This window comes from Streptomyces sp. ISL-12, assembly GCF_018614415.1.
Lineage (GTDB): Bacteria > Actinomycetota > Actinomycetes > Streptomycetales > Streptomycetaceae > Streptomyces.
The window spans coordinates 27,943-46,548 of record NZ_JAGGOO010000121.1; the positions used below are offsets into that span (position 1 = coordinate 27,943).

15 protein-coding genes and 1 pseudogene are annotated in these 18,606 nt (G+C 71.9%); 10 read left to right on the top strand and 6 right to left on the bottom strand.

Annotation, left to right across the window (positions count from 1 at the left end; translation table 11 throughout):
• The first annotated feature begins 21 nt into the window (after nucleotides 1-21).
• Nucleotides 22-492 (top strand): hypothetical protein, encoded by a 471-nt coding sequence (locus J7I94_RS29610; protein WP_215171940.1) that lies wholly within the window; start codon nucleotides 22-24, stop codon nucleotides 490-492.
• Here the strand turns inward: J7I94_RS29610 and J7I94_RS29615 are convergent.
• Complete coding sequence (locus J7I94_RS29615; RefSeq protein ID WP_215171942.1) at nucleotides 462-1,091, bottom strand: TetR/AcrR family transcriptional regulator; 630 nt, start codon at nucleotides 1,089-1,091, stop codon at nucleotides 462-464. The genes J7I94_RS29610 and J7I94_RS29615 overlap by 31 nt on opposite strands.
• Nucleotides 1,092-1,233: 142 nt before the next feature.
• Between J7I94_RS29615 and J7I94_RS29620 the strand changes: the two genes are divergently transcribed.
• From J7I94_RS29620 to J7I94_RS29635, 4 genes are all read left to right on the top strand, one after another.
• Complete coding sequence (locus tag J7I94_RS29620) at nucleotides 1,234-3,132, top strand: serine/threonine-protein kinase (protein WP_215171951.1); 1,899 nt, start codon at nucleotides 1,234-1,236, stop codon at nucleotides 3,130-3,132.
• A gap of 243 nt (nucleotides 3,133-3,375) precedes the next feature.
• A complete protein-coding gene (locus J7I94_RS29625) occupies nucleotides 3,376-5,091 on the top strand; it encodes a PHP domain-containing protein (protein ID WP_215171953.1) in 1,716 nt (571 codons plus the stop codon).
• The gene (locus J7I94_RS29630; protein ID WP_215171955.1) at nucleotides 5,088-5,609 is read left to right on the top strand and encodes a toll/interleukin-1 receptor domain-containing protein; all 522 of its coding nucleotides are present in this window, start codon (nucleotides 5,088-5,090) and stop codon (nucleotides 5,607-5,609) included. Before J7I94_RS29625 ends, J7I94_RS29630 begins: the two co-directional genes overlap by 4 nt.
• Nucleotides 5,610-5,702: 93 nt before the next feature.
• Complete coding sequence (locus J7I94_RS29635; RefSeq protein WP_215171957.1) at nucleotides 5,703-6,965, top strand: MFS transporter; 1,263 nt, start codon at nucleotides 5,703-5,705, stop codon at nucleotides 6,963-6,965.
• Here the strand turns inward: J7I94_RS29635 and J7I94_RS29640 are convergent.
• Complete coding sequence (locus tag J7I94_RS29640) at nucleotides 6,934-8,187, bottom strand: FAD-binding protein (protein WP_215171959.1); 1,254 nt, start codon at nucleotides 8,185-8,187, stop codon at nucleotides 6,934-6,936. The genes J7I94_RS29635 and J7I94_RS29640 overlap by 32 nt on opposite strands.
• A gap of 146 nt (nucleotides 8,188-8,333) precedes the next feature.
• Between J7I94_RS29640 and J7I94_RS29645 the strand changes: the two genes are divergently transcribed.
• Together J7I94_RS29645 and J7I94_RS29650 are read left to right on the top strand one after the other, a co-directional pair.
• The gene (locus tag J7I94_RS29645) at nucleotides 8,334-9,662 is read left to right on the top strand and encodes a radical SAM protein (RefSeq protein WP_215171961.1); all 1,329 of its coding nucleotides are present in this window, start codon (nucleotides 8,334-8,336) and stop codon (nucleotides 9,660-9,662) included.
• Between the two features lie 199 nt (nucleotides 9,663-9,861).
• A complete protein-coding gene (locus J7I94_RS29650; RefSeq protein WP_251075928.1) occupies nucleotides 9,862-11,415 on the top strand; it encodes a cellulose-binding domain-containing protein in 1,554 nt (517 codons plus the stop codon).
• A gap of 186 nt (nucleotides 11,416-11,601) precedes the next feature.
• Here J7I94_RS29650 and J7I94_RS29655 read toward each other — a convergent pair whose 3' ends face one another.
• Both J7I94_RS29655 and J7I94_RS29660 read right to left on the bottom strand, forming a co-directional pair.
• Nucleotides 11,602-12,480, bottom strand: a complete 879-nt coding sequence (locus tag J7I94_RS29655; protein ID WP_215171963.1) for a cyclase family protein — start codon at nucleotides 12,478-12,480, stop codon at nucleotides 11,602-11,604.
• Between the two features lie 232 nt (nucleotides 12,481-12,712).
• Complete coding sequence (locus J7I94_RS29660) at nucleotides 12,713-13,645, bottom strand: aldo/keto reductase (RefSeq protein ID WP_215171965.1); 933 nt, start codon at nucleotides 13,643-13,645, stop codon at nucleotides 12,713-12,715.
• A gap of 85 nt (nucleotides 13,646-13,730) precedes the next feature.
• Here J7I94_RS29660 and J7I94_RS29665 point away from each other — a divergent pair, with 85 nt between their 5' ends.
• Nucleotides 13,731-14,360, top strand: a complete 630-nt coding sequence (locus tag J7I94_RS29665; RefSeq protein ID WP_251075929.1) for a TetR/AcrR family transcriptional regulator — start codon at nucleotides 13,731-13,733, stop codon at nucleotides 14,358-14,360.
• A 637-nt stretch (nucleotides 14,361-14,997) separates the two neighbouring features.
• On the opposite strand, the gene J7I94_RS29670 is transcribed toward J7I94_RS29665, so the two are convergent.
• Nucleotides 14,998-15,849, bottom strand: coding sequence for an enoyl-CoA hydratase/isomerase family protein (locus J7I94_RS29670; RefSeq protein ID WP_215171969.1), 852 nt, complete (start codon nucleotides 15,847-15,849; stop codon nucleotides 14,998-15,000).
• A gap of 42 nt (nucleotides 15,850-15,891) precedes the next feature.
• Between J7I94_RS29670 and J7I94_RS29675 the strand changes: the two genes are divergently transcribed.
• Nucleotides 15,892-16,296, top strand: a complete 405-nt coding sequence (locus J7I94_RS29675) for a helix-turn-helix domain-containing protein (protein WP_081014204.1) — start codon at nucleotides 15,892-15,894, stop codon at nucleotides 16,294-16,296.
• A gap of 482 nt (nucleotides 16,297-16,778) precedes the next feature.
• Nucleotides 16,779-17,057: pseudogene (locus J7I94_RS38710) on the top strand (IS1380 family transposase); the annotation flags it as partial.
• Between the two features lie 770 nt (nucleotides 17,058-17,827).
• On the opposite strand, the gene J7I94_RS29680 reads toward J7I94_RS38710, so the two are convergent.
• Nucleotides 17,828-18,526 carry a class I SAM-dependent methyltransferase gene (locus J7I94_RS29680; RefSeq protein WP_251075930.1) on the bottom strand — a complete coding sequence of 233 codons (699 nt, stop codon included), beginning with the start codon at nucleotides 18,524-18,526 and terminating at the stop codon, nucleotides 17,828-17,830.
• Nucleotides 18,527-18,606 lie beyond the last annotated feature (80 nt).

The window sequence follows — 18,606 nt, forward strand, 5'->3', positions numbered from 1 at the left end:
CCCGCGCCTAGAGTCCCGGACATGAACGACAGCACCACCGTCACCCCGAGCACCCGCCCCTCCGACGCCGTCACCGGCATGGTCGACCACGTCCTCGCGCTGGCCGGGACCTGGACCCGCTGGGACGGCGTACCGGCCCACGTGGACGACCGGGTCTACACCCCGCACAAGGCGATCCGGCGGGTCGCCGACCACCTCGTCGACCACCTGGCGGAACTGGAGGCCCGGCTCGCGGGCGAGGAGCCGCAGCCCGACCACTGGCACGCCTCCGCCACCACGACCGACGCCGACCGCGCGCCCTTCACCGCCGAGGACCTCGACGAGGCCCGCAGCCGCCTCACCCGGCTCGCCCGGATCTGGGCCAACCGCCTCGACGCGCTCACCGACGACCAGCTCGACCACTCGCCCGGCTCGGGCTGGAGCTTCCGCCACCTCGCCCTGCACCTGACGGAGTCGACGTACTACGCCGACGCGGTGGGCGACCTGTCCTGACCGGCCCCCGCGCCGGCCGGGGCCCGGGGCCAGTTCACCAGCGCCACGTGCAGCGCGTCGACCGCCTTGTCCCAGGACGCCTGGAGGTCGCGCGGGGCACCGAACCCGCCCGCGGCCTCCAGCGCGCAGAACCCGTGGAACGTACTGCGCAGCAGCCGTACCGCGTCGGTGAGGTCGGGCTCGGCGAGGCCGTACGCCCCGAGCACGCCGTGGGTGACCTCGGCGGTGCGGCGCATCACCGCCGAGCCGGCGAGGGCGTCGGCGTCGTCCCGGCCGGTGAGCGGGATGCCGGTGGCGGCGTAACGGCCCGGGTGCTCCAGCGCGTACGCCCGGTAGGCGCCGGCGAAGGCGGCCAGCGCCTCCCGGCCGGTCCGGCCCGCGACGGCCGCCGCGATCCGGTCGGTCATCTCGCCGCCGGCCCGCAGCGCCATCCGGACGCGCAGCTCCCGCAGACCGCTGACGTGCGAGTACAGGCTCGCGTCCCGCACGCCGAACCGCCGTGCCAGCGCGGACAGGGAGACGTGTTCGAACCCCACCGCGTCGGCGAGTTCGACGGCGGCGGAGACGAGACGCTCGGTGGTGAGGCCGGCACGGGGCATGGCCTCAATGTAGGCAATCCCGGCGGTGCGCGGGGCTGATCCGCCCCCGTGACCAGGACGGGTGTTGTCGCCGCGTTTCCGACACCGGGACGCCGACGTGTGTCTAGGGTTGCTGTCCGTATCGGTAACCGTGGGGGTCGGGATGCGCAGCGAGAACACCGTCGACAGTGGTCCGGGGGACAGTCCGGGGGACGGACCGGGCACGGTGATCGCGGGCCGGTACCGGCTGCGGCGCCAGCTCGGGCGTGGCGGGATGGGCGTGGTCTGGGAGGCCCTCGACACGCGTCTGAACCGGCCGGTGGCGGTGAAGGGGCTGCTGTACCCGGGTGCCGCGGACCCCGGGGCCCAGGCGACGTGGGTGAGCCGGGCCCGCCGTGAGGCGCAGGCCATCGCCCGGATCAGGCACCAGAGCGTGGTCGACGTGCACGACGTGATCGAGGACGGCAGCCAGGTCTGGATCGTGATGGAACTGCTCGACTCGCGCTCCCTGGCCGACCTGTTGCGCGAGCAGCGGCGGCTGCCCGTCCCCCAGGCGGCGGGGATCGGCCTCCAGGTGCTGCGCGGACTGGCGGCCGTGCACGAGTCCGGCGTACTGCACCGCGACGTGAAGCCCCACAACATCCTGTTCCGCCCCGACGGGCTCGCGCTCCTCATGGACTTCGGGATCGCCACCTTCGAGGGCGCCGCGCAGGTCACCCGGTCGCACGAGATCATCGGGACGCCGCAGTACCTGGCGCCGGAACTGCTCAGCCACACACCGGCCGACCCGCGCCCCGCGTCCACCGCGTCCGACCTGTGGGCGCTCGGCGTCACGCTGTACGAGATGGTGGAGGGCAGGCGCCCCTTCGAGGGGACCACCGCCTACGAGGTCCTCATCGCCGTACGCGAACGCCCGGTGCCGCCCATGGAGTACGCCGGTCCGCTCACCGCGCTGATCGAGGCGCTGCTCTCCAAGGACCCCGGCGGTCGCCCGGACGCCGCCGAAGCGGAACGGATGCTGCGGGAGGCGACCCGGACCGTCACCGCACCGGCCGCCCCTCCCCGGGAACCGGAGGCGTCTCTCCGCCCGGAGTCCAGGCAGCCGGGGAACCCCGGCGGCACCGGAGGCGAGGGGACGGGCCGGCGCCGGCGCCGGTGGCGGGTGACGGCGGCCGTGGTCTGCGCGGCGCTGCTCACGAGCGCGGCATGGTTCCTCTGGACGGACCGGAAGGACGCCTCCGACGCCGCCGGCTCGGGCAAGGGTGCCGTGGCGCCCGAGCGGGACGGCGGGCCCCGGTTCGGCGACACCCACGACGTGCTGCGGGTCGGCGTCAAGAAGGACCAGCCCGGACTGAGCGAGCGGGACGGCGACACCTACCGGGGTTTCGAGGTCGACCTCGCCTACGAGATCGCCCGCGAGATGGGCTTCGAGAAGGACGCGGTCGAGTTCTACGAGGTCAACTCCGACAACCGCGACGACGCCCTGAAGACCGGCCGGGTCCACCTCGTGCTGGCCACCTACAGCATCGACGAACAGCGCGAGAAGCGGGACGGGGTGCGCTTCGCCGGTCCGTACTTCGAGGCGCTCAAGGGGCTGCTGGTGCGCGAGGACCGCAAGTACAACGACCTCAGCGACCTGCAGAACGACCGCACCGCGGAAGTCTGCACCGCCAGGGAGTCGGTCTACGTACCGTGGATCGAGAAGGAGGGGCTGGCGGACCGGACGGCGCTGCGGGCCGGCTACGAGGACTGCGTGAAGGCGCTGCTGGACCCGGAGACCGACGTGTACGCGGTCGCCACCGACGACGTCATCGTCGCCGGACTCGCCGACAAGTACGACGCCCAGACCAAGGCCCTCGAAAGCCTCGGCGGTTCGGAGGGCTACGGGGTGGCGGTGGACGGCGAGGAGCGGGAGCTGCGACAGGAGGTGTGCGAGGCGTTGTCGGCCGTCATGGCGAAGTCCCCGGGGCAGTCCTCGCGGTGGTCCGCCGTCTACACCCGTCACCTCCAGCCGATCATGGACCGGCCCGCACCCGAGGAGCCGGACCTCACGTCGTGCTGACGCCCCTGTACTGCACATCATATGCAGGTGAGGGTTATCGGTAACTGCAACCTCCCGCATTACCACACCCGTTGACGTCCCCGCGCCCCAAAGGCCGACCGGACGTGTCGACTACGCCCGCCGCTCACCCGGACGCCGCCCCCAGGTCACCTCGCGCATCGATTCTCCTCACGCGGCCCACGCACCCCAGGTGCGGCCGCAGCGACGCAGCCGCGCAGACGGCGGCCATCCACGAGGAGCGACATGGGTCACGGGCACGGACACGGACACGGCCATCACCACCACCACGACCACGGTCACGGGCACACGCACGAGACGGCGCCCCTGCCCGCCGCGTTCGACACCTCCGTACCCGACGAGGCGCTCAGCCCCGAACAGCAGTCCCGCCGCACCCTGCTGCGCCGCGCCGGCCTGCTCGGCGCCGGCCTCGCCGCGAGCAGCGTGCTGACGGGCGCCGCGAGCGCCCCGGCGTTCGCGGGCAGCCGCGGCAACGGCAACGGCAAGAAGGGCTTCCTGTGGCTGGCCGGTGACCACCACATCCACACCCAGTACAGCAGCGACGGCAAGTACCGCGTCGGCGACCAGGTGCGCCAGGGCGCCCGGCACGGCATGGACTGGCTGGTCATCACCGACCACGGCAGCGCCACCCACGCCAAGATCGGTGTGGAGAAGGTCAACCCGGACATCCAGGACGCCCGCAGCGCCCACAAGGACACCCTCGTCTTCCAGGGCCTGGAGTGGAACATCCCGGCCGCCGAGCACGGCACCGTCTTCGTCCACCCGGGCAAGAACGAGGTCTCGGTCCTCAAGCAGTTCGAGACCGGCTACGACGGCGCCGTCAAGGCCGCCACCGGCTCCTCGCCCGCCAACGAGGCCCTCGCCATCTCGGGCCTCGCCTTCCTCGCCGACCAGGTCGAGCGGCGCAAGGTCAAGGACGCCCTGATGCTCGCCAACCACCCGGCGCGCAAGGGCATCGACTCCCCGCACGAGATCCGCGCCTGGCGCGACGCCACCTCCGCGAGCCACCGCATCGCCGTCGGCATGGAGGGCGCCCCCGGCCACCAGGCCGGCGGCCTGCCCACGCCGCTCGGACCGGGCGGTGCCCGCGGCATCTACAACAACAGCCCCGGCTCCAACTCCTTCGCCGACTACCCCCTGGAGTCCTACCGCACCTGGGGCGGCTTCGACTGGATGACCGCCACCGTCGGCGGCCTGTGGGACAGCCTCCTCGCCGAGGGCAAGCCCTGGTGGATCACCGCCAACTCCGACTCCCACCAGGTCTACGGCGACACCGCGGCCCGCGGCGGCGGCGACTTCGACGCCAACGGCCGCTACGACGACCCGGTCTACGGCGGCTCGATCGACATCACCGAGAACGACTACTGGCCCGGCTACTACAGCCGCACCCACGTCGGCGCCGAGAACTTCTCCTACGCCGCCGTCATGGCGGGCATCCGCGCCGGCCGCGTCTGGGTCGACCACGGCCAGCTCCTCTCCGGCCTCGACGTCCGCGTCTCGGGCGGCAGCCGCTGGGCCACCCTCGGCGGCGCCCTCCAGGTCAAGAAGGGCACCCGCGTCACCCTCAGCGTGGACGTGGCCCTGGCCGGCGGCCCCAACTGGGCCGGCTTCCAGCCCACCCTGGCCCGCGTCGACGTCATCCAGGGCGATGTGACCGGCGAGGTCCAGGACAAGGACACCTTCACCGCCCCGTCCGCCAAGGTCGTCAAGGCCTACGAGGTGAACAAGAACGCCGGCACGGTCACCCTCACCTACGACCTCGGCCGCGTCGACCGCCCCGTCTACCTCCGTCTGCGCGGCACCGACGGCAACCGCTCCGCCGTCGGCGCGATGGGCGCGGCCGTCGACCCGCACGGCCCGGCCATCGACGTCATCGGCGACGCCGACCCGTGGAAGGACCTGTGGTTCTACTCCAACCCGGTCTGGGTCCTGCCGTCGTGACCCCGCCGCCGTACGTCATCGCCGTCGACACGGACGCCACCTCGCTGCGCGACGCCGACCACCTGCTGAGGGAGCTGGCCGTCGGATTCACCGAGGAGGACGGCGTGTTCGGCTGCACCCACCTGGTGCGGGAGGGCGGCCGGCGGCGCGTGGCGCTGTCCCTGGCCGCCGAGGACCGGGCGGCGGTCGACGCGGCCCGCCAGCGGCTCACCGCCCAGGGGCACACGGTGACGGACGGCGCCTGGGACGACCAGGGGCGGGCGGTGCTCTACCCGGGCGCCGCCGCCCTGACCGGCACCCTCACGGTCGCGGAGGTGCTGGACCGTTCCGCGATCGAGCGGGTCCGCGTCCTCGGCGCACCCGGCGAGCCCGACCCGGAAACCCGGCTGGTCACCCGCGAGTTCGTCCGCCCCCACTGGGAGAACGGCGAACTCACCCTCGCCGCGATGCCCGCCGCCGGCGGCACCCTGGTCCCCTTCGAGGACCCGGACCCGACGCCGTGCTGCGCGGACCACTGACGGCACCCCCGTAATTCGTTACCGGCCCCTTCCCCGCCCGTCCTACGGTGACCCGGCACACCGCGACGGGTCACCCGACGGGGAAGGGACCGGATGACGTACGAGGCACACCACCGCCCGAAGACCGGGCGGGAAACGGACGCCGCCGCCCCGCGCCCCCTGTGGCGGCAACGGGACTTCGGCGTCTTCTGGGCCGCGCAGACCCTCTCCGTCCTCGGCGACTCCTTCGCCCTGATCGCCCTGCCCCTGCTGGTCCTGGAGGCCACCGGCTCCATCGCCCGCATGGGACTGCTGACCGCCGTCGGGGGCGCCGCCTCGGTGCTGGCGGCGGTGTTCGCCGGGGCCGTCGTCGACCGCGTCGACCGCCGCAAGCTGCTCATCGGCTGCGACCTCGTCCGCACGGCCCTGTACGGGGTGATCCCCGTGGTCTGGCTGTTCGGGCCCGAACTGTGGCTGCTGTACGTCGTCCTGCCGCTGTGCGAGGCCGTCGGCATGTTCTTCGCCGTCGGCTACGTCACCGTCGTACGCGGCCTGGTCGGCACCGGGCGGCTCACCGAGGCCAACGGCCGGCTCAACGCGACCGCCGCCGCGGCCGGCGTGCTCGGCCCGGTGTGCGCCGGGGTGGTGGCCGCCTGGTCGGGAGCCGCCGCGGCGGTCGGCGTGAACGCGGCCAGCTTCGCCGTGTCCGCCGCCTGTCTGGTCTTCGTACGGCTGGGGGCCCGCGCCGCGCAGGAGGCGCCGGACGAACGGCCCGGACTGTGGCGGGACCTGCGGACCGGGGCGGGCTTCCTCTGCAGGCACCCGGTGCTGCGCGCCCTCACCGCCCTGCTCGCCGGGTTCAGCTTCCTCACCCTCGGCCTGAACGACCTGGTCATCTACCACCTCAAGCACGACCTCGGCCACGACGACCACACCGTCGGCATCGTCATGGCGGCCGGCGCCCTCGGCACCATCACCGGCGCCCTGCTCGTCGCCCGGGTCCGCCGGCGGCTCGGCTTCGGCCGGACCTGGACCGGCGCGGTCGCCGTGTGCGGGCTCGCCTTCGCCGGCCTCGGCTGGGTGCGCGAGGTGCCCGCCGTCGCCGTCCTGAGCGCGGCCTTCCTGGCCTGCGTCGGCATGGCGGGCACCTGCTCGATGTCCCTGCGGCAGGAGGTGACCCCCGAGCACCTGCTCGGCCGGGTCACCGCCGCCTTCTGGACCCTGCACTACGCGGCGGCGCCCCTCGGCGCGGCCGTGCTGACCTGGGCGGCCGAGCGGCACGGCACCACACCGGTGGCCGCGGCGGCCGGCGCCTGCTGCGTACTGATCGCGGTCGTCGCGCTGTTCACGCCGGTCGGCCGGTCAGCACCTCGCTGACGAACGCGTTGGTGAACTTGCCCGCCGGGTCCAGCTCCCGTACGAGGGCACCGAAGTCACCGAGCCGCGGATACAGCTCGCGCAGCCGGGCCGGCGCCGTGGTGAACACCTTCCCCCAGTGCGGCCGGGCCGCGAACCCGTCCAGCGCCTCCTCCACCCGCCGCACCACCGGCAGTACCGCCGCCGTGTCCTCGACCCAGGTGAAGTGCACCGCCACCGTGTCCCGCCCGTACGCCGGGCTCAGCCACTGCGCGTCCGCGGCGACCGTCCGCCACTCGCAGGTCTGCGTCACCGGCGCCAGCACGTCCCGTATCGCGTCCAGCGCGCGCAGCGCGTCGAGAGCGTGCTCACGCGGCATCAGGTACTCCGACTGCAGCTCGGCACCGCTGCTGGGCGTGAACTCGGCGCGGAAGTGCGGCAGCCGCTCGTGCCAGGGGCCCGGCACGCCGAACTGCTCGGTGCAGTTCTCCGCGGGCATGCCCGGCACGGGGTGGGTCTTCTCGGTGGCCGGGGCCGCGTGGGGGAAGTCCGGCAGCGGCCGGTCCGTCCGCCGCTTCAGCCACACCTGCCGGAAGCCCGGCGCCCGCCAGTCGGTGAACAGGCTCACGCTGTACGCGGCGGACAGCACCTCGTCCAGCGGCGCGGTGAGGGGCAGCTCGCCGAAGACGTGCTGCTCGACCTCGTACGCCTCCTCCAGGTCCAGCGTGAGCGCCGTCACCACGCCCAGCGCGCCCAGCGAGGTGACCGCGCCGCCGAACCGCTCGTCGTCCCGCGTGAGCGTCACCGCCGTACCGTCGGCCGTCACCAGCTCCACCTCGCGCACCACCGACGCCAGCGAGCCGTTGGTCACACCCGAGCCGTGGGTGCCGGTCGCCACCGAACCGGCGACGGAGATGTGGGGGAGCGAGGCCATGTTGGCCAGGGCGAGACCGTGAGCGTGCACCACCCGGGCCAGCTCCGCGTACCGGACGCCGCCGCCGACCCGTACCGTACGGGCGGCCCGGTCCACGTCGATCTCGGCCGGCAGGTCCGCCAGCGACAGCAGCACCCCCTCGGGGCCCGGCTCGGCGATCTCGTTGAACGAGTGCCCGCTGCCCAGCACCCGCACCCGGGCGCTGCCGGCCACCAGCGCCCGCAGCGCACCCGGCGAGTGCGGCCGGTGCAGTTCCTTGGCCGTGTAGGTGATGTTGCCGGCCCAGTTGGTCACGGTGGTGTCGGTCATCCCGCAGCCCCTCCCAGAAGATCCATGAGGACCAGGAGTCCTCCGGCGGAAACCTACCTGGCACGCCGAGGGGGGACCCGGCGGGGAAGGCGCGCGGGCAGGGGCATACCGTGAGAAGTCGAACGCGAGCCGGGAGGAGACACAGGATGGGCAGCCGCACCGCGCTGGTCGAGGATCTGATGGAGCGCTTCCCGCACGTACCGCGGGAGGCGGTCTTCAAGGAGGACCTGCTCCGCGGCGGGGTGGCCTTCGACCCCAGCGCACTGTCCGACACCGCCAACGAGGCAGCCGGCGAGGTGAAGCCGAAGTCCTACTTCATCTTCTCCTTCGACCACGGCACCCTGCCCGAGCTGGGCGAGGCCGCGCTGCGCCGCCCGCCCGAGGAGATCATCCTCACCGGCGGCCCCTACGACCTGCGCCGCACCGTCGTCTCGGTCCGGGTGAACCCGTCCTCCCCGTACCGGGTCGCCGCCGACGAGCACAACGTCCTCGGCCTCTACCTCGACGGCAAGCGGATCTCGGACGTCGGCGTCCCCCCGATGCCGGAGTACTACCGGCACACCCTCTCCAACGGGAAGTCGGTCATGGAGGTCGCCCCCACCATCCAGTGGGGCTACCTGATCTACCTGACCGTCTTCCGGGTCTGCCAGTACTTCGGCGCCAAGGAGGAGTGCCAGTACTGCGACATCAATCACAACTGGCGTCAGCACAAGGCGGCCGGGCGGCCGTACACGGGCGTGAAGGACGTCGAGGAGGTCCTCGAAGCCCTGGAGATCATCGACCGCTACGACACGGCGAAGGCGTCCACCGCCTACACCCTCACCGGCGGCGCCATCACGTCGAAGGTCTCGGGCCGCGACGAGGCCGACTTCTACGGCCACTACGCCAAGGCCATCGAGGAGCGCTTCCCCGGCCGCTGGATCGGCAAGGTCGTCGCCCAGGCGCTGCCCAAGCCGGACGTCCAGCGCTTCAAGGACTACGGCGTGCAGATCTACCACCCCAACTTCGAGGTGTGGGACGAGTACCTGTTCAAGCTGTTCTGCCCCGGCAAGGAGCGCTACGTCGGCCGCGACGAGTGGCACAAGCGCATCCTGGACTCCACCGAGGTCTTCGGCCCGCGCAACGTGATCCCGAACTTCGTCGCGGGCGTCGAGATGGCCGAGCCCTTCGGCTTCAAGACCGTCGACGAGGCCATCGCCTCGACCACCGAGGGCCTGCGCTTCTTCATGTCGCACGGCATCACGCCCCGGTTCACCACCTGGTGCCCCGAGCCGACGACCCCGCTCGGCAAGGCCAACCCCCAGGGCGCCCCGCTCGAATACCACATCCGCCTGCTCCAGGCTTACCGCCAGACCATGGAGGACTTCGGCCTCTCCTCGCCCCCCGGCTACGGCCCGCCCGGCGCCGGCAACGCGGTCTTCTCCGTCAGCTCCTTCATGGACAGCCTCCCGGCGGACACGCCCGTCGAGGTGTGACCCGGCCGGGGTGAGGGGCGCGGACGGTCCGGCCCGGTTCGCGCGGGCGCACGCCCGGCGGCCGGGCCGTCGCCGTGCCGGGTCACGACGCTTGTCAGGCGCGCCGGGCCCGTGACAAGCTCGCCCCTTGCCGCGAGGTACCACCAACTCCACCGTCGGCGTGCCGGAGTTGGTCTCGCCCGTGTGACGCGGGAGATCCATGTCCGACGACCTGCCGATGCCCCAGGACGCCGCCGGCGCCGCCTCCGACACCGCCGAGGCCGCGCGGTTCGCCGAGTGCTGGGACGCCGTCCTGTCCTACGCCGACCTGTGCACCGCCGGTTCCGCCGCGGCGGCCCGGCTGGCCACGGAGGCGTTCACCCGGGGCCTGCGCGAGGCACGCGGCTCGACAGCCGCCCGTACCGCCTCCGGACCCGGCCGCCGCCCGGTCCGGCTGCTGCCTCCCATTCCCCTCCTCCTGACCGCCGTACGCACCACCGCGGCGTCCTGGGAAGCCACCGGACAGGGCGACGACCTCACCCCCGACCTCCGTCGCTGGCTCCACTCCGACCGGGCCGCCCGCCACACCGGACCTCCCGCCGGCCGCCCGCTCGCCCTGCGCGCCCTGCGGGACATGCAGCTCCCGGACGCCGAACTGCTCTGGCTGGCCGAGGTGGAGGCCCTGCCGCTGCCCGTGGTGGCCCGCCGGCTCGGCCTCGACCCGGCCGCCACGACCGGCGAACTCGCCCAGGCACGCGACATCTTCCGGGACCGCTGCCGCCGCGACCACCTCGACGGCCCGGCCGACGGGACCTGCCGCGACCACGCCGCCCGCCTGCTGGACACGGCGGATCCCGGTACTTCGGAGGAACTCTCCCGCCACCGGGCCGGCTGCGCCGGCTGCGCCGAGGCGGCGGGCTGTCTGCGCACCGACCCGGGCTCCCTGTCCGCGGCCCTGGCCGACGGCGTCATCGGCTGGGGCGGCCTGGCCTACCTGGAACGCCGCCGCCGGGCCGCCGAGGTACGCCTCGCCGCCGTCCGCCCGGCACCGGCCGACGACGACGGCGTCACCCCGGGCGGCCGGGGCGCCCGCCGGGCCCGCGCGGTGCGCGGCGGCCTCCTCGCCACCGCCGCGCTGATCTCCCTGCTGGCCCTCACCGCGTCCCTGCGCCCCTTCGGCGGCCCCGCCTCCAGCGCCGCCCCCGGCGTCCCGGGCGCCGCTACCGCCGCCCCGTCCGCCACGGCCGGCCGGCAGCCGGTGCCGGACCCGCCGGCCGGCTCCTCCGCCCCGCCCCCGCGCCCCGCCCCCGCCGGCTCCGAATCGCCGACGGCCACCCCCTCGGCCACGGCCACCGCCACCGCCACCCTCCGACGGAACCCGGCACCGCAGGGCACCGCCACGGCCGCCCCCGCCACACCGACCGCCACGCCCGCCCTCGACGACGCCACGGGCACCCCGTCGCCCTGCCAGGTCCACTACGACCTCGTCAACCAGTGGCCGGCCGGCTTCCAGGCCACCGTCACCGTCACCACCGCCCGAGCCCTCGACACCTGGCGCGTCTCCTGGACCTTCCCCGACGGCCAGCGGATCACCCAGATGTGGGACGCCACCCACACCCCCACCGGCCCCCGGGTCACCGCCACCGCGGCCCCCTACAACGCCACGGTCCCCGCCGGCGGCACGCTGTCCTTCGGCTTCCTGGCCACGTGGGAGGGGAGCAACACGGTGCCGGAGCACTTCACGCTCAACGGGCGGGCCTGCTCGGTGACCTGAGCGAGGACGGATGTGCCGGGCGGGCGGGGAGGGACGCGCCGGGCGGCCGGTGGAAAGCCCCTGGCGCGTCGCCGGTACCGCCGGCTGCCGTCACGAGGTTCGTGCTGCCTCATGCCGCGGCGGCGTCGGCATGAGGCAGCGCCCCTGCTCCCCCGCCTCAGGCGCGGGAAGGGTGTCGACGCTCCGTCAGAACATCGCGATGGGGTTGACCGGTACGCCGGTCAGGCCGTGGATGCGGGGCGGGGCGACGGTGAGCAGGAAGCTGTAGCGATTCAGCCGCTTGCACATCTGCGCGAGGTCATCGAGCCGGGGCACGTCGATCAGAGGCATCGCCATCCGGCCGAGCGCCACCTCGTGCAGAGGGGAGGGTTCGTCCGGGTTCAGGGGAGGATGCGCGTCGCCCCTGTCCGGGGCGACGATGGCGACCCCTCGGCGGTGCATCCACCGAACCGCGTCCGTGCTGATTCCCGGGCTCGGTATGTCCTGGGGCCCGCCTCCCGTCCAGCCGAGTCGGACCACCAGCGCGTCACCGGAGCCCACCACGACTCCCTGCCGCTTCTCGGCCTGTTCGAAGTCGTGCGACGTCACCGCGTAGGCAGGGGGGAGGGGGCCCTCGGCCGCCAGGTCGAGCAGGACCCCACGTGTCACTATCCCGGCGGCGAAAGCAGTCGTCGACGCGTGCGTGATGCCGAAGGGGGTGACGACCTGCTCCCTCGGGCGGCCCGGATAGACCTGGCCGTCGGTCGACCAGTGCGCGAGCGCGTCGAGGTGCGTCGAGCTCCAGTGGTGGTTGTAGATCACCGACAGATCGGCTGCCACTGGTCCGCCGGTGTGGGACACCATCTGTTGCACCGGCGACGCGTTGGCCGTCTCGCGCATGAACGGGCTGAAGAACATCGCGTTCGGCTCGATCGGCTGTGCCAGTGACACCCACTGGCCGGTCCGCGCCTCCGCGGCGGCCCTGGCGCGCACCTCGTCGGTGATCAGGTTGAGGGTGCCGAGTTCGTCGTCCGCTCCCCAGCGGCCCCAGTTGTCCGGCAGGTCCGTCTCGTTCGTATCGGCCATGTCGATGGCCCCTTTCGTTCTGATGTGCTCGGACTGCGATGGCCCGCGCGAAGGCGTGTACGCGCGGTGAACGCGCGGCCTCGTCAAGGGCCGCGACGTCGTGGAGCGGTGCTTCGACCGGTCGAAGCGGTGGCGGGGCAGCGTCACCCGCTGTGCCAGGACCGCCCGTTCCGGCGCGGTAGCCGTCAAGCTCGCGCCACGTCTGATGGGGGCGCGAGCGGACGGGGACCGGTCAGTGGCGCGGAGGGGTGGCCGGCCGGGCGGCAATCGCGTCGAGCGCGGTGAGGGCCTCCTCGTCGAGGGTGATCGCGCCGGCTTCCAGGTTGGCTTCGAGGTGGCTGATGGTGGCGGTGCCGGGGATGAGGAGAATCTGGGGGTCGCGGTGCAGCAGCCAGGCCAGGCCGACCTGGGCCGGGGTGCATCCCAGGCGCTCGGCGGCGGCGATCACGGTGGGCTCGTCGGTCACCTTGGCCATGCCGGGGATCGCGCCGCCCAGGGGGAAGTAGGGCACCCAGGCGAGCTGTTCCTCGGTGCAGAGCCGGAGCAGTTCCTCGTCGTCGCGGGCCACGAGGCTGTAGGTGTTCTGCACGCACACGATGCCCGCGGGCAGGGCGCGGCGCGTCACGTCCACGGAGACGCTGCTCAGGCCGATGGCGCCGATCTTGCCGGCGTCGCGCAGGGCGGTCAGTTCCGCGAGCTGGTCGTCGAGGTCGACCTTCTGGTCGTCGGGGAAGGGGATGGTCATCCCGGCGTCCGTGCGGCGGAGGTTGACCACCGGGACCTGCTCCATGCCGAGCGTGGCGAGTTCCGCTTCGACGGCGGCCCGCAGTTCCTCGGGGCGCTGCGCGATACGGAACGGGAAGGGGCCGCCGGGGTCGGGGGTGGCGCCGACCTTGGTGACGACCAGCACGTCGTCCTGGGGGCGCAGCGCCTCGCGGACGAGACCGTTGACGAAGCCGTCGCCGTAGAAGTGGGCGGTGTCCACGTGGTCGACGCCGAGGTCGAACGCGCGGCGCAGCAGGGCGATGGCCGCGGGGCGGTCCTTGTGCAGGCGTTCCAGCTGCATGGCGCCGTAGCCGATGCGGGAGACCGTGCGTCCGGCCAGCCGGCCGGTGCCGCCGGGGCGCGGGGCGGAGACGATGGTGCGGGTGGTTTCAGCGGGCATGGCTTCCTGCTCTCATGAGAGGCTGGGCGCATACGGAGGAGCCTCCGTTACTTTCAACCGTAGCACTACCGGAGGGTCCTCCGTTTTGTCTTCGCCACCACGCCCCCACACCCCGGGCCCTGCCGACCCCGACGGCCGGCCGGTCCGCCGCGACGCGCGGCGCAACCGCGACAAGCTCATCGCCGTCGCCAAGGCCGCCTTCGCCCAAGCGGAAGGCCCGGTCTCTCTGGAGGGCATCGCCCGCCAGGCCGGCGTCGGCATCGGCACCCTCTACCGGCACTTCCCCACCCGCGAAGACCTCGTCGAGGCCGTCTACGCCAGCGAACTCGACGCCGTCACCGCCAGCGCCCCCGCCCTGCTCGACCGGCACCCCGCCGACATCGCCCTGCGTGCCTGGATCGGCCGCTACGCCGCCTTCATCGCCACCAAACGTGGCATGATGGACACACTGCTCACGGCCTTCGCCTCCGGGCGTATCGCCGCCCCCTCGCGCGAACGCGTCACCACCACCATCGCCACGATCCTCGAACGAGGCGCCGCCGCCGACACCCTCCGGGCGGACGTCGACCCCGACGACGTCGCCACCCTGCTCATCGGCGTGTTCCCCGCCATCATCGAGGGCGCCTCCCAGGAACGGACCGACCGCCTGCTCGACCTCATCGTCGACGTCGTGCGCCCACGGAGCCCGCAGGGGGGAAGCCCGGAAGGGGGGTGAAGGCAGCCCCTGGCAGGACTCCGTCCGGGCGCCCGCCTGTCAGGCTGCCGGGCCTGTGAAGGTGGCAGCGGCGTCACCGGCCCGTCACCAAGGAACGGACCCTCGGTGGTCGTGCGGCTCTCCGGTGGGCCCGTCGTCGGGGAGGCGCCGGCGGGCCACTGGGAGGTACTGGACGGAGAATCGCCCGCCAAAACCGTCCGGGCAGACATCACGCGTGCGAGCGGCGCGAACCGGACAGACTGAGCTGCGTCCCCCGTACTCACCCGCTCACCCGGGCCCTTCGAAGAACCCGAGTGGATCAGAGCCTACCTACGGCTGTAGGGCCAGTGACAGGCAGGAGAGCCCGGCAGGCTGCCCGACAGGCCATGTGCACGGTACCTGTCCTTCGCTATGCCTGATGAGGAAACAGGTGGCTGACGAGGAGCGGCAGTGAGCGAACGCGAACGTGCATATCTGGACAGGCAATCCGTACCGGTGCCGCGAACGAATACCTGAGGTATCGGAATCGACGGCCTCAGAGCTCATCCCGAAACAATCAGCTTCACAGAGTTGGAGGCGGCCCGTACGGTCGTTCGACCCGAATTACCAAACGGACCGTACGGACAACTTCTGCACTCCACCCGCGCAGGGCGATTCGTTACGAATGTCGGACGAGGTTCGCGCACAGCACCTTTTCGAGGTTCAGCTCCACCTCGCGCGTGTGAACCCCGGCCGCGAGCGCTGCCCGGGCAAGCTCTCCAGACGCGGAAGTGAACGTTTCGCCGAGCAGGCGGTTTTCCGCGTGCAGTGCGTCCTCAAGCGTGCCGTCGGCCGCGTCGATTGCTTCGACAGCCGCGGCACGGACACCGTCGGGCAGAGACGCGATGGCCAGTGCGACCCACTCAACATATTCATCCAGTTCTGCGGCGGGCAGAGCTCGGTTCACCCAACCCCACCGCTCGGCAGTCGCCGCGTCGACGAGCCCGCCTGTCAGCACGATCTCGAGAGCGCGAGCGCGACCCACGAGGCGGGGCAGGTGGGCAGTTGCACCTGCTCCAGGGACGATGCCGATCAGTGCCTCGAACTGGCCGAACGCCGCAGTCTCGAGTGCCGCGAATCGCAGATCCAGGCTGGAGACCAGCTCGGCTCCACCGCCACGGGCGAGTCCCGCGACCTTGGCGATGGTGGTCTGAGGCAGACGCCGCCAGCGTTCATGAAGCCGCATCATCGGGCCCGTCCCGACAAGCGTCTCCTCCGCGACCGGGAGGGCGGCGTAGGTCGCGGGGTCCTCCACGAATGACAGGTCGCCGTGCGCCAGGAAGAACTCCGGATTAGCGCTCTGGACCACGATGACGTGCAGATCGGGATCATTCTCGGCCGATGCGGCGACGGCGTCCAGGTCGAGCATGAGCTGCGCCGTCATCAGGTTGACGGGCGGAACATCAATCGAGACCCATAGCACTCCGTCCTGGCGCTTGAGATTGAGGCTGGGCAGGGGCTGTTCGGTCATGAAATTCCTTTGGGTTGCCGGTATCTATGGTATACCTGGTGCATGGCAGGTACTTCAAAGAAACCTGGTATCCGCGAAGATCGGGCCGGTCACGAGACCATCGTCGGCCCGCAGCGCGAGCTCCTGGATCAGCTGCTGGACAAGTGGGGCCATCTGCTGCTGGCCGCGTTGTGCCGGCAGCCGCGACGCTTCAACGAGCTCAAGAGAGAGCTCGATGGGGTCACTCAAAAATCGCTGACGCAGGCACTGCGACGGTTGGAACGCAACGGCCTCGTCGAGCGCCGGGTACTGATGCAACGCCCCGTTGCTGTGGAGTACCGGATCACACCGCTGGGCCGCACGCTTGAGGAGCCCTTCTCGATCCTGCGCTCCTGGACCGCCGACCACCTCCCCGAAGTCGAACGACACAGGGAGGCATTCGACAAAGGCGCGGACACCCTTCACTGATTTTTCGGGATGGTCTTGTGCCTGATGATCTGCTATCCCGAGATACGGATCTTCTACCGTACGTGTCCCCGCCTGATGAGCTTCATGAGTGGCTCACAGCACCAACTCGCGTAGAAATAAGGCCCGTTCGGCGGTACTGCCGCAATGGCGACCATGACCGGCGTGACCGGCTGTTCGTCCCGCTCCGCCGGCCCGGCGAGCACCACCTCCGGCGCGGCCCCGAGCGGAGGCCCCGGCGGCGATGACACCGGTGGCATGGGCCCCGGCGCCGACTTCGTCGGTGTTACCACGGACGGGAAGGTCGTTAGCCTCGCGCTATCGCGCGGTGGGGTGCTGATGTTTGATCAAATAGACGGAGACTGCTCCTGACCTGCAACGATGGGACTTGTCGTGGGTCCTTTTGGCTGCGCGGAAAGAAGCACTCTCCGGGTGGAGAAGCGTATCGGGTCGTACCCGTGTGTCCGCATCGAGGGCGGCGGCCGGGCGGGGACTGCCTCGCGGATGTGGGCATGTCGCGGGCCCCGGTCCGGCCGTGTTCGGGCCGGTTGCCTCGGACCCGACGGTCTCCCGCCTCATCGACACCTTCGCCGGGGCCGGCCGTCCTGACCGCGATCCGGGCCGCGCGGGCTGAAGCCGCTGGCATGTGGCGGCCGACCGGACGGGACGCGCCTGACGCGGGCGGGACGGTGACTGTGGATCTCGGCGGAGTGCTGATCACAGCGCACTCGGACAAGGAGGACGCCGCACCCACACGGAAGCGAACTGAACGACGGGTGGCCGGCCCGTCGAAAGTGCAGGGATCTCGTCGCCGGACATCCTTCTGTTCACGCCTGGCTGTCAAGAAAGGCTGTCGTCGGCGTCCGGGCGCTGTCTTGGCCGGCCGGACCGTGTACGAGGGCGCGGGGGCGGGGGCGGGGAATTCGGTGGCGTCCGAGCGTGTGCCCCTCTTGAAGTGGGGACTGCTTCTTGCAGCGGCCGTCGGCTGCCGCTGTCGGCTGAGTGAGCAACGGGAGGTGTGACGCGTGCTGAAATCTCTGACGATCATCCCGGCTGTTCGTCAAGGAGATCCTACGTCGATCATGGACAGGCTCGTTCCTGAATGGGTGGCGTGAAGCAGTGGATCTCGGCTTTGGGCCTGCCGGCGCCAGCCCAAGGTTGGGTCAGCCGCAGCTGACCTGACCCCCTAACGTTGCTCGGTGGAACAGTACCCGGCGTACAGCCCGACTCGTCTGCCGCTACCTGCGGATTTGCCTTAGAAAGGGCCTCTGACCTGCGTCGGAGGCCCTTTCCGATCTTTCAGGGGCTTGCCGCGTTAGGCGGCGGAAAGTCCCTCGGACAGCGCTGAAAGTCCCTGGAGCGGAGGGGCGGACGACACGTCTGAGCGGGAACAGGCCGACGAGGTTTCGCGCCGTTGCTCGGCCCCGCAGGCTCACCTGCACCTGCACCTGCACATCACAGGAGCGGGTGTCGCGGCGTCGTTGCCTGTGATTCTGCCTGCAGCACAAGGTGACGGCGTCCTGCGGCAAGGGCTTCAAGCTTGCCGGACGGCCCTCACGAGCAGTGTGTCCGCGCTGCGCGGCGTGTCGATCGTCGACAGCAACCGTTCGACGCTGATTCGGGTGAATCCGGACTCGTCCAGGGCCTTCATCCAGACGTTCTCCTGCAGGACCCAGCGGCGCATCGTGGCCGTCTCCCCGTCCGGGGCCTTCGCCGGGATCTCGGCGGGAACGACGTCGGCCTCCGCCGACGTGCCGCCCAGGTAGCGAGCGAGGGTGGAGAAGGCCAGCAGGCCGCCCGGTCGCAGCGCGGTGGCTGCGGCCGGGAGCAGTTCGTGGGGGTCGGTGAAGTCGACCGCGCCGAAGACGCTGTACAGCACGTCGTAGGTGCCGGCCTCTGTCCGCAGGTGCTTCACGACGTCGGATCGGATGATGCGCAGGTGGGGGGAGAGGTGGCCGTACAGGTCGGTGGCCATGGCGTGCTGGGCGGGTGAGGCGTCTACGGCGTCGACTCGGGCGGGGGTGTGATGGGTGGCGAGGTGGGCGGCGTGCCGGGCCGCTCCGGCGCCGAGGTCTCCCACGACTTTGCCGGTGAGGTCACCCAGGACCTCGGAGCCGGGACCGCCGTCCTGGCTCCAGATCCAGTGGAAGGCGTGGGGGACGGCGCGGTCGCGTTCGGCGCGGGTGCGGCCGAAGTGGTGCCAGAGGTCGGTGGTGGTCGTCACCCGCGTCATCCTGGCGGGTGCGGCCCGTGGCCGGGCGGGCTTCGGGGAACTTCACCCGCACGCGAGCCGGGCCCCGCTGCGGGTCAGCG

Bases quoted from the DNA above. Each gene is read 5' to 3' on its own strand.
- J7I94_RS29620 (WP_215171951.1), top strand. From the start codon at position 1,234: ATGCGCAGCGAGAACACCGTCGACAGTGGTCCGGGGGACAGTCCGGGG.
- J7I94_RS29615 (WP_215171942.1), bottom strand. From the start codon at position 1,091: ATGCCCCGTGCCGGCCTCACCACCGAGCGTCTCGTCTCCGCCGCCGTC.
- J7I94_RS29645 (WP_215171961.1), top strand. From the start codon at position 8,334: ATGGGCAGCCGCACCGCGCTGGTCGAGGATCTGATGGAGCGCTTCCCG.
- J7I94_RS29610 (WP_215171940.1), top strand. From the start codon at position 22: ATGAACGACAGCACCACCGTCACCCCGAGCACCCGCCCCTCCGACGCC.
- J7I94_RS29670 (WP_215171969.1), bottom strand. From the start codon at position 15,849: ATGACCGAACAGCCCCTGCCCAGCCTCAATCTCAAGCGCCAGGACGGA.
- J7I94_RS29680 (WP_251075930.1), bottom strand. From the start codon at position 18,526: ATGACGCGGGTGACGACCACCACCGACCTCTGGCACCACTTCGGCCGC.
- J7I94_RS29650 (WP_251075928.1), top strand. From the start codon at position 9,862: ATGTCCGACGACCTGCCGATGCCCCAGGACGCCGCCGGCGCCGCCTCC.
- J7I94_RS29660 (WP_215171965.1), bottom strand. From the start codon at position 13,645: ATGCCCGCTGAAACCACCCGCACCATCGTCTCCGCCCCGCGCCCCGGC.
- J7I94_RS29640 (WP_215171959.1), bottom strand. From the start codon at position 8,187: ATGACCGACACCACCGTGACCAACTGGGCCGGCAACATCACCTACACG.
- J7I94_RS29655 (WP_215171963.1), bottom strand. From the start codon at position 12,480: ATGGCCGATACGAACGAGACGGACCTGCCGGACAACTGGGGCCGCTGG.
- J7I94_RS29635 (WP_215171957.1), top strand. From the start codon at position 5,703: ATGACGTACGAGGCACACCACCGCCCGAAGACCGGGCGGGAAACGGAC.
- J7I94_RS29675 (WP_081014204.1), top strand. From the start codon at position 15,892: ATGGCAGGTACTTCAAAGAAACCTGGTATCCGCGAAGATCGGGCCGGT.
- J7I94_RS29625 (WP_215171953.1), top strand. From the start codon at position 3,376: ATGGGTCACGGGCACGGACACGGACACGGCCATCACCACCACCACGAC.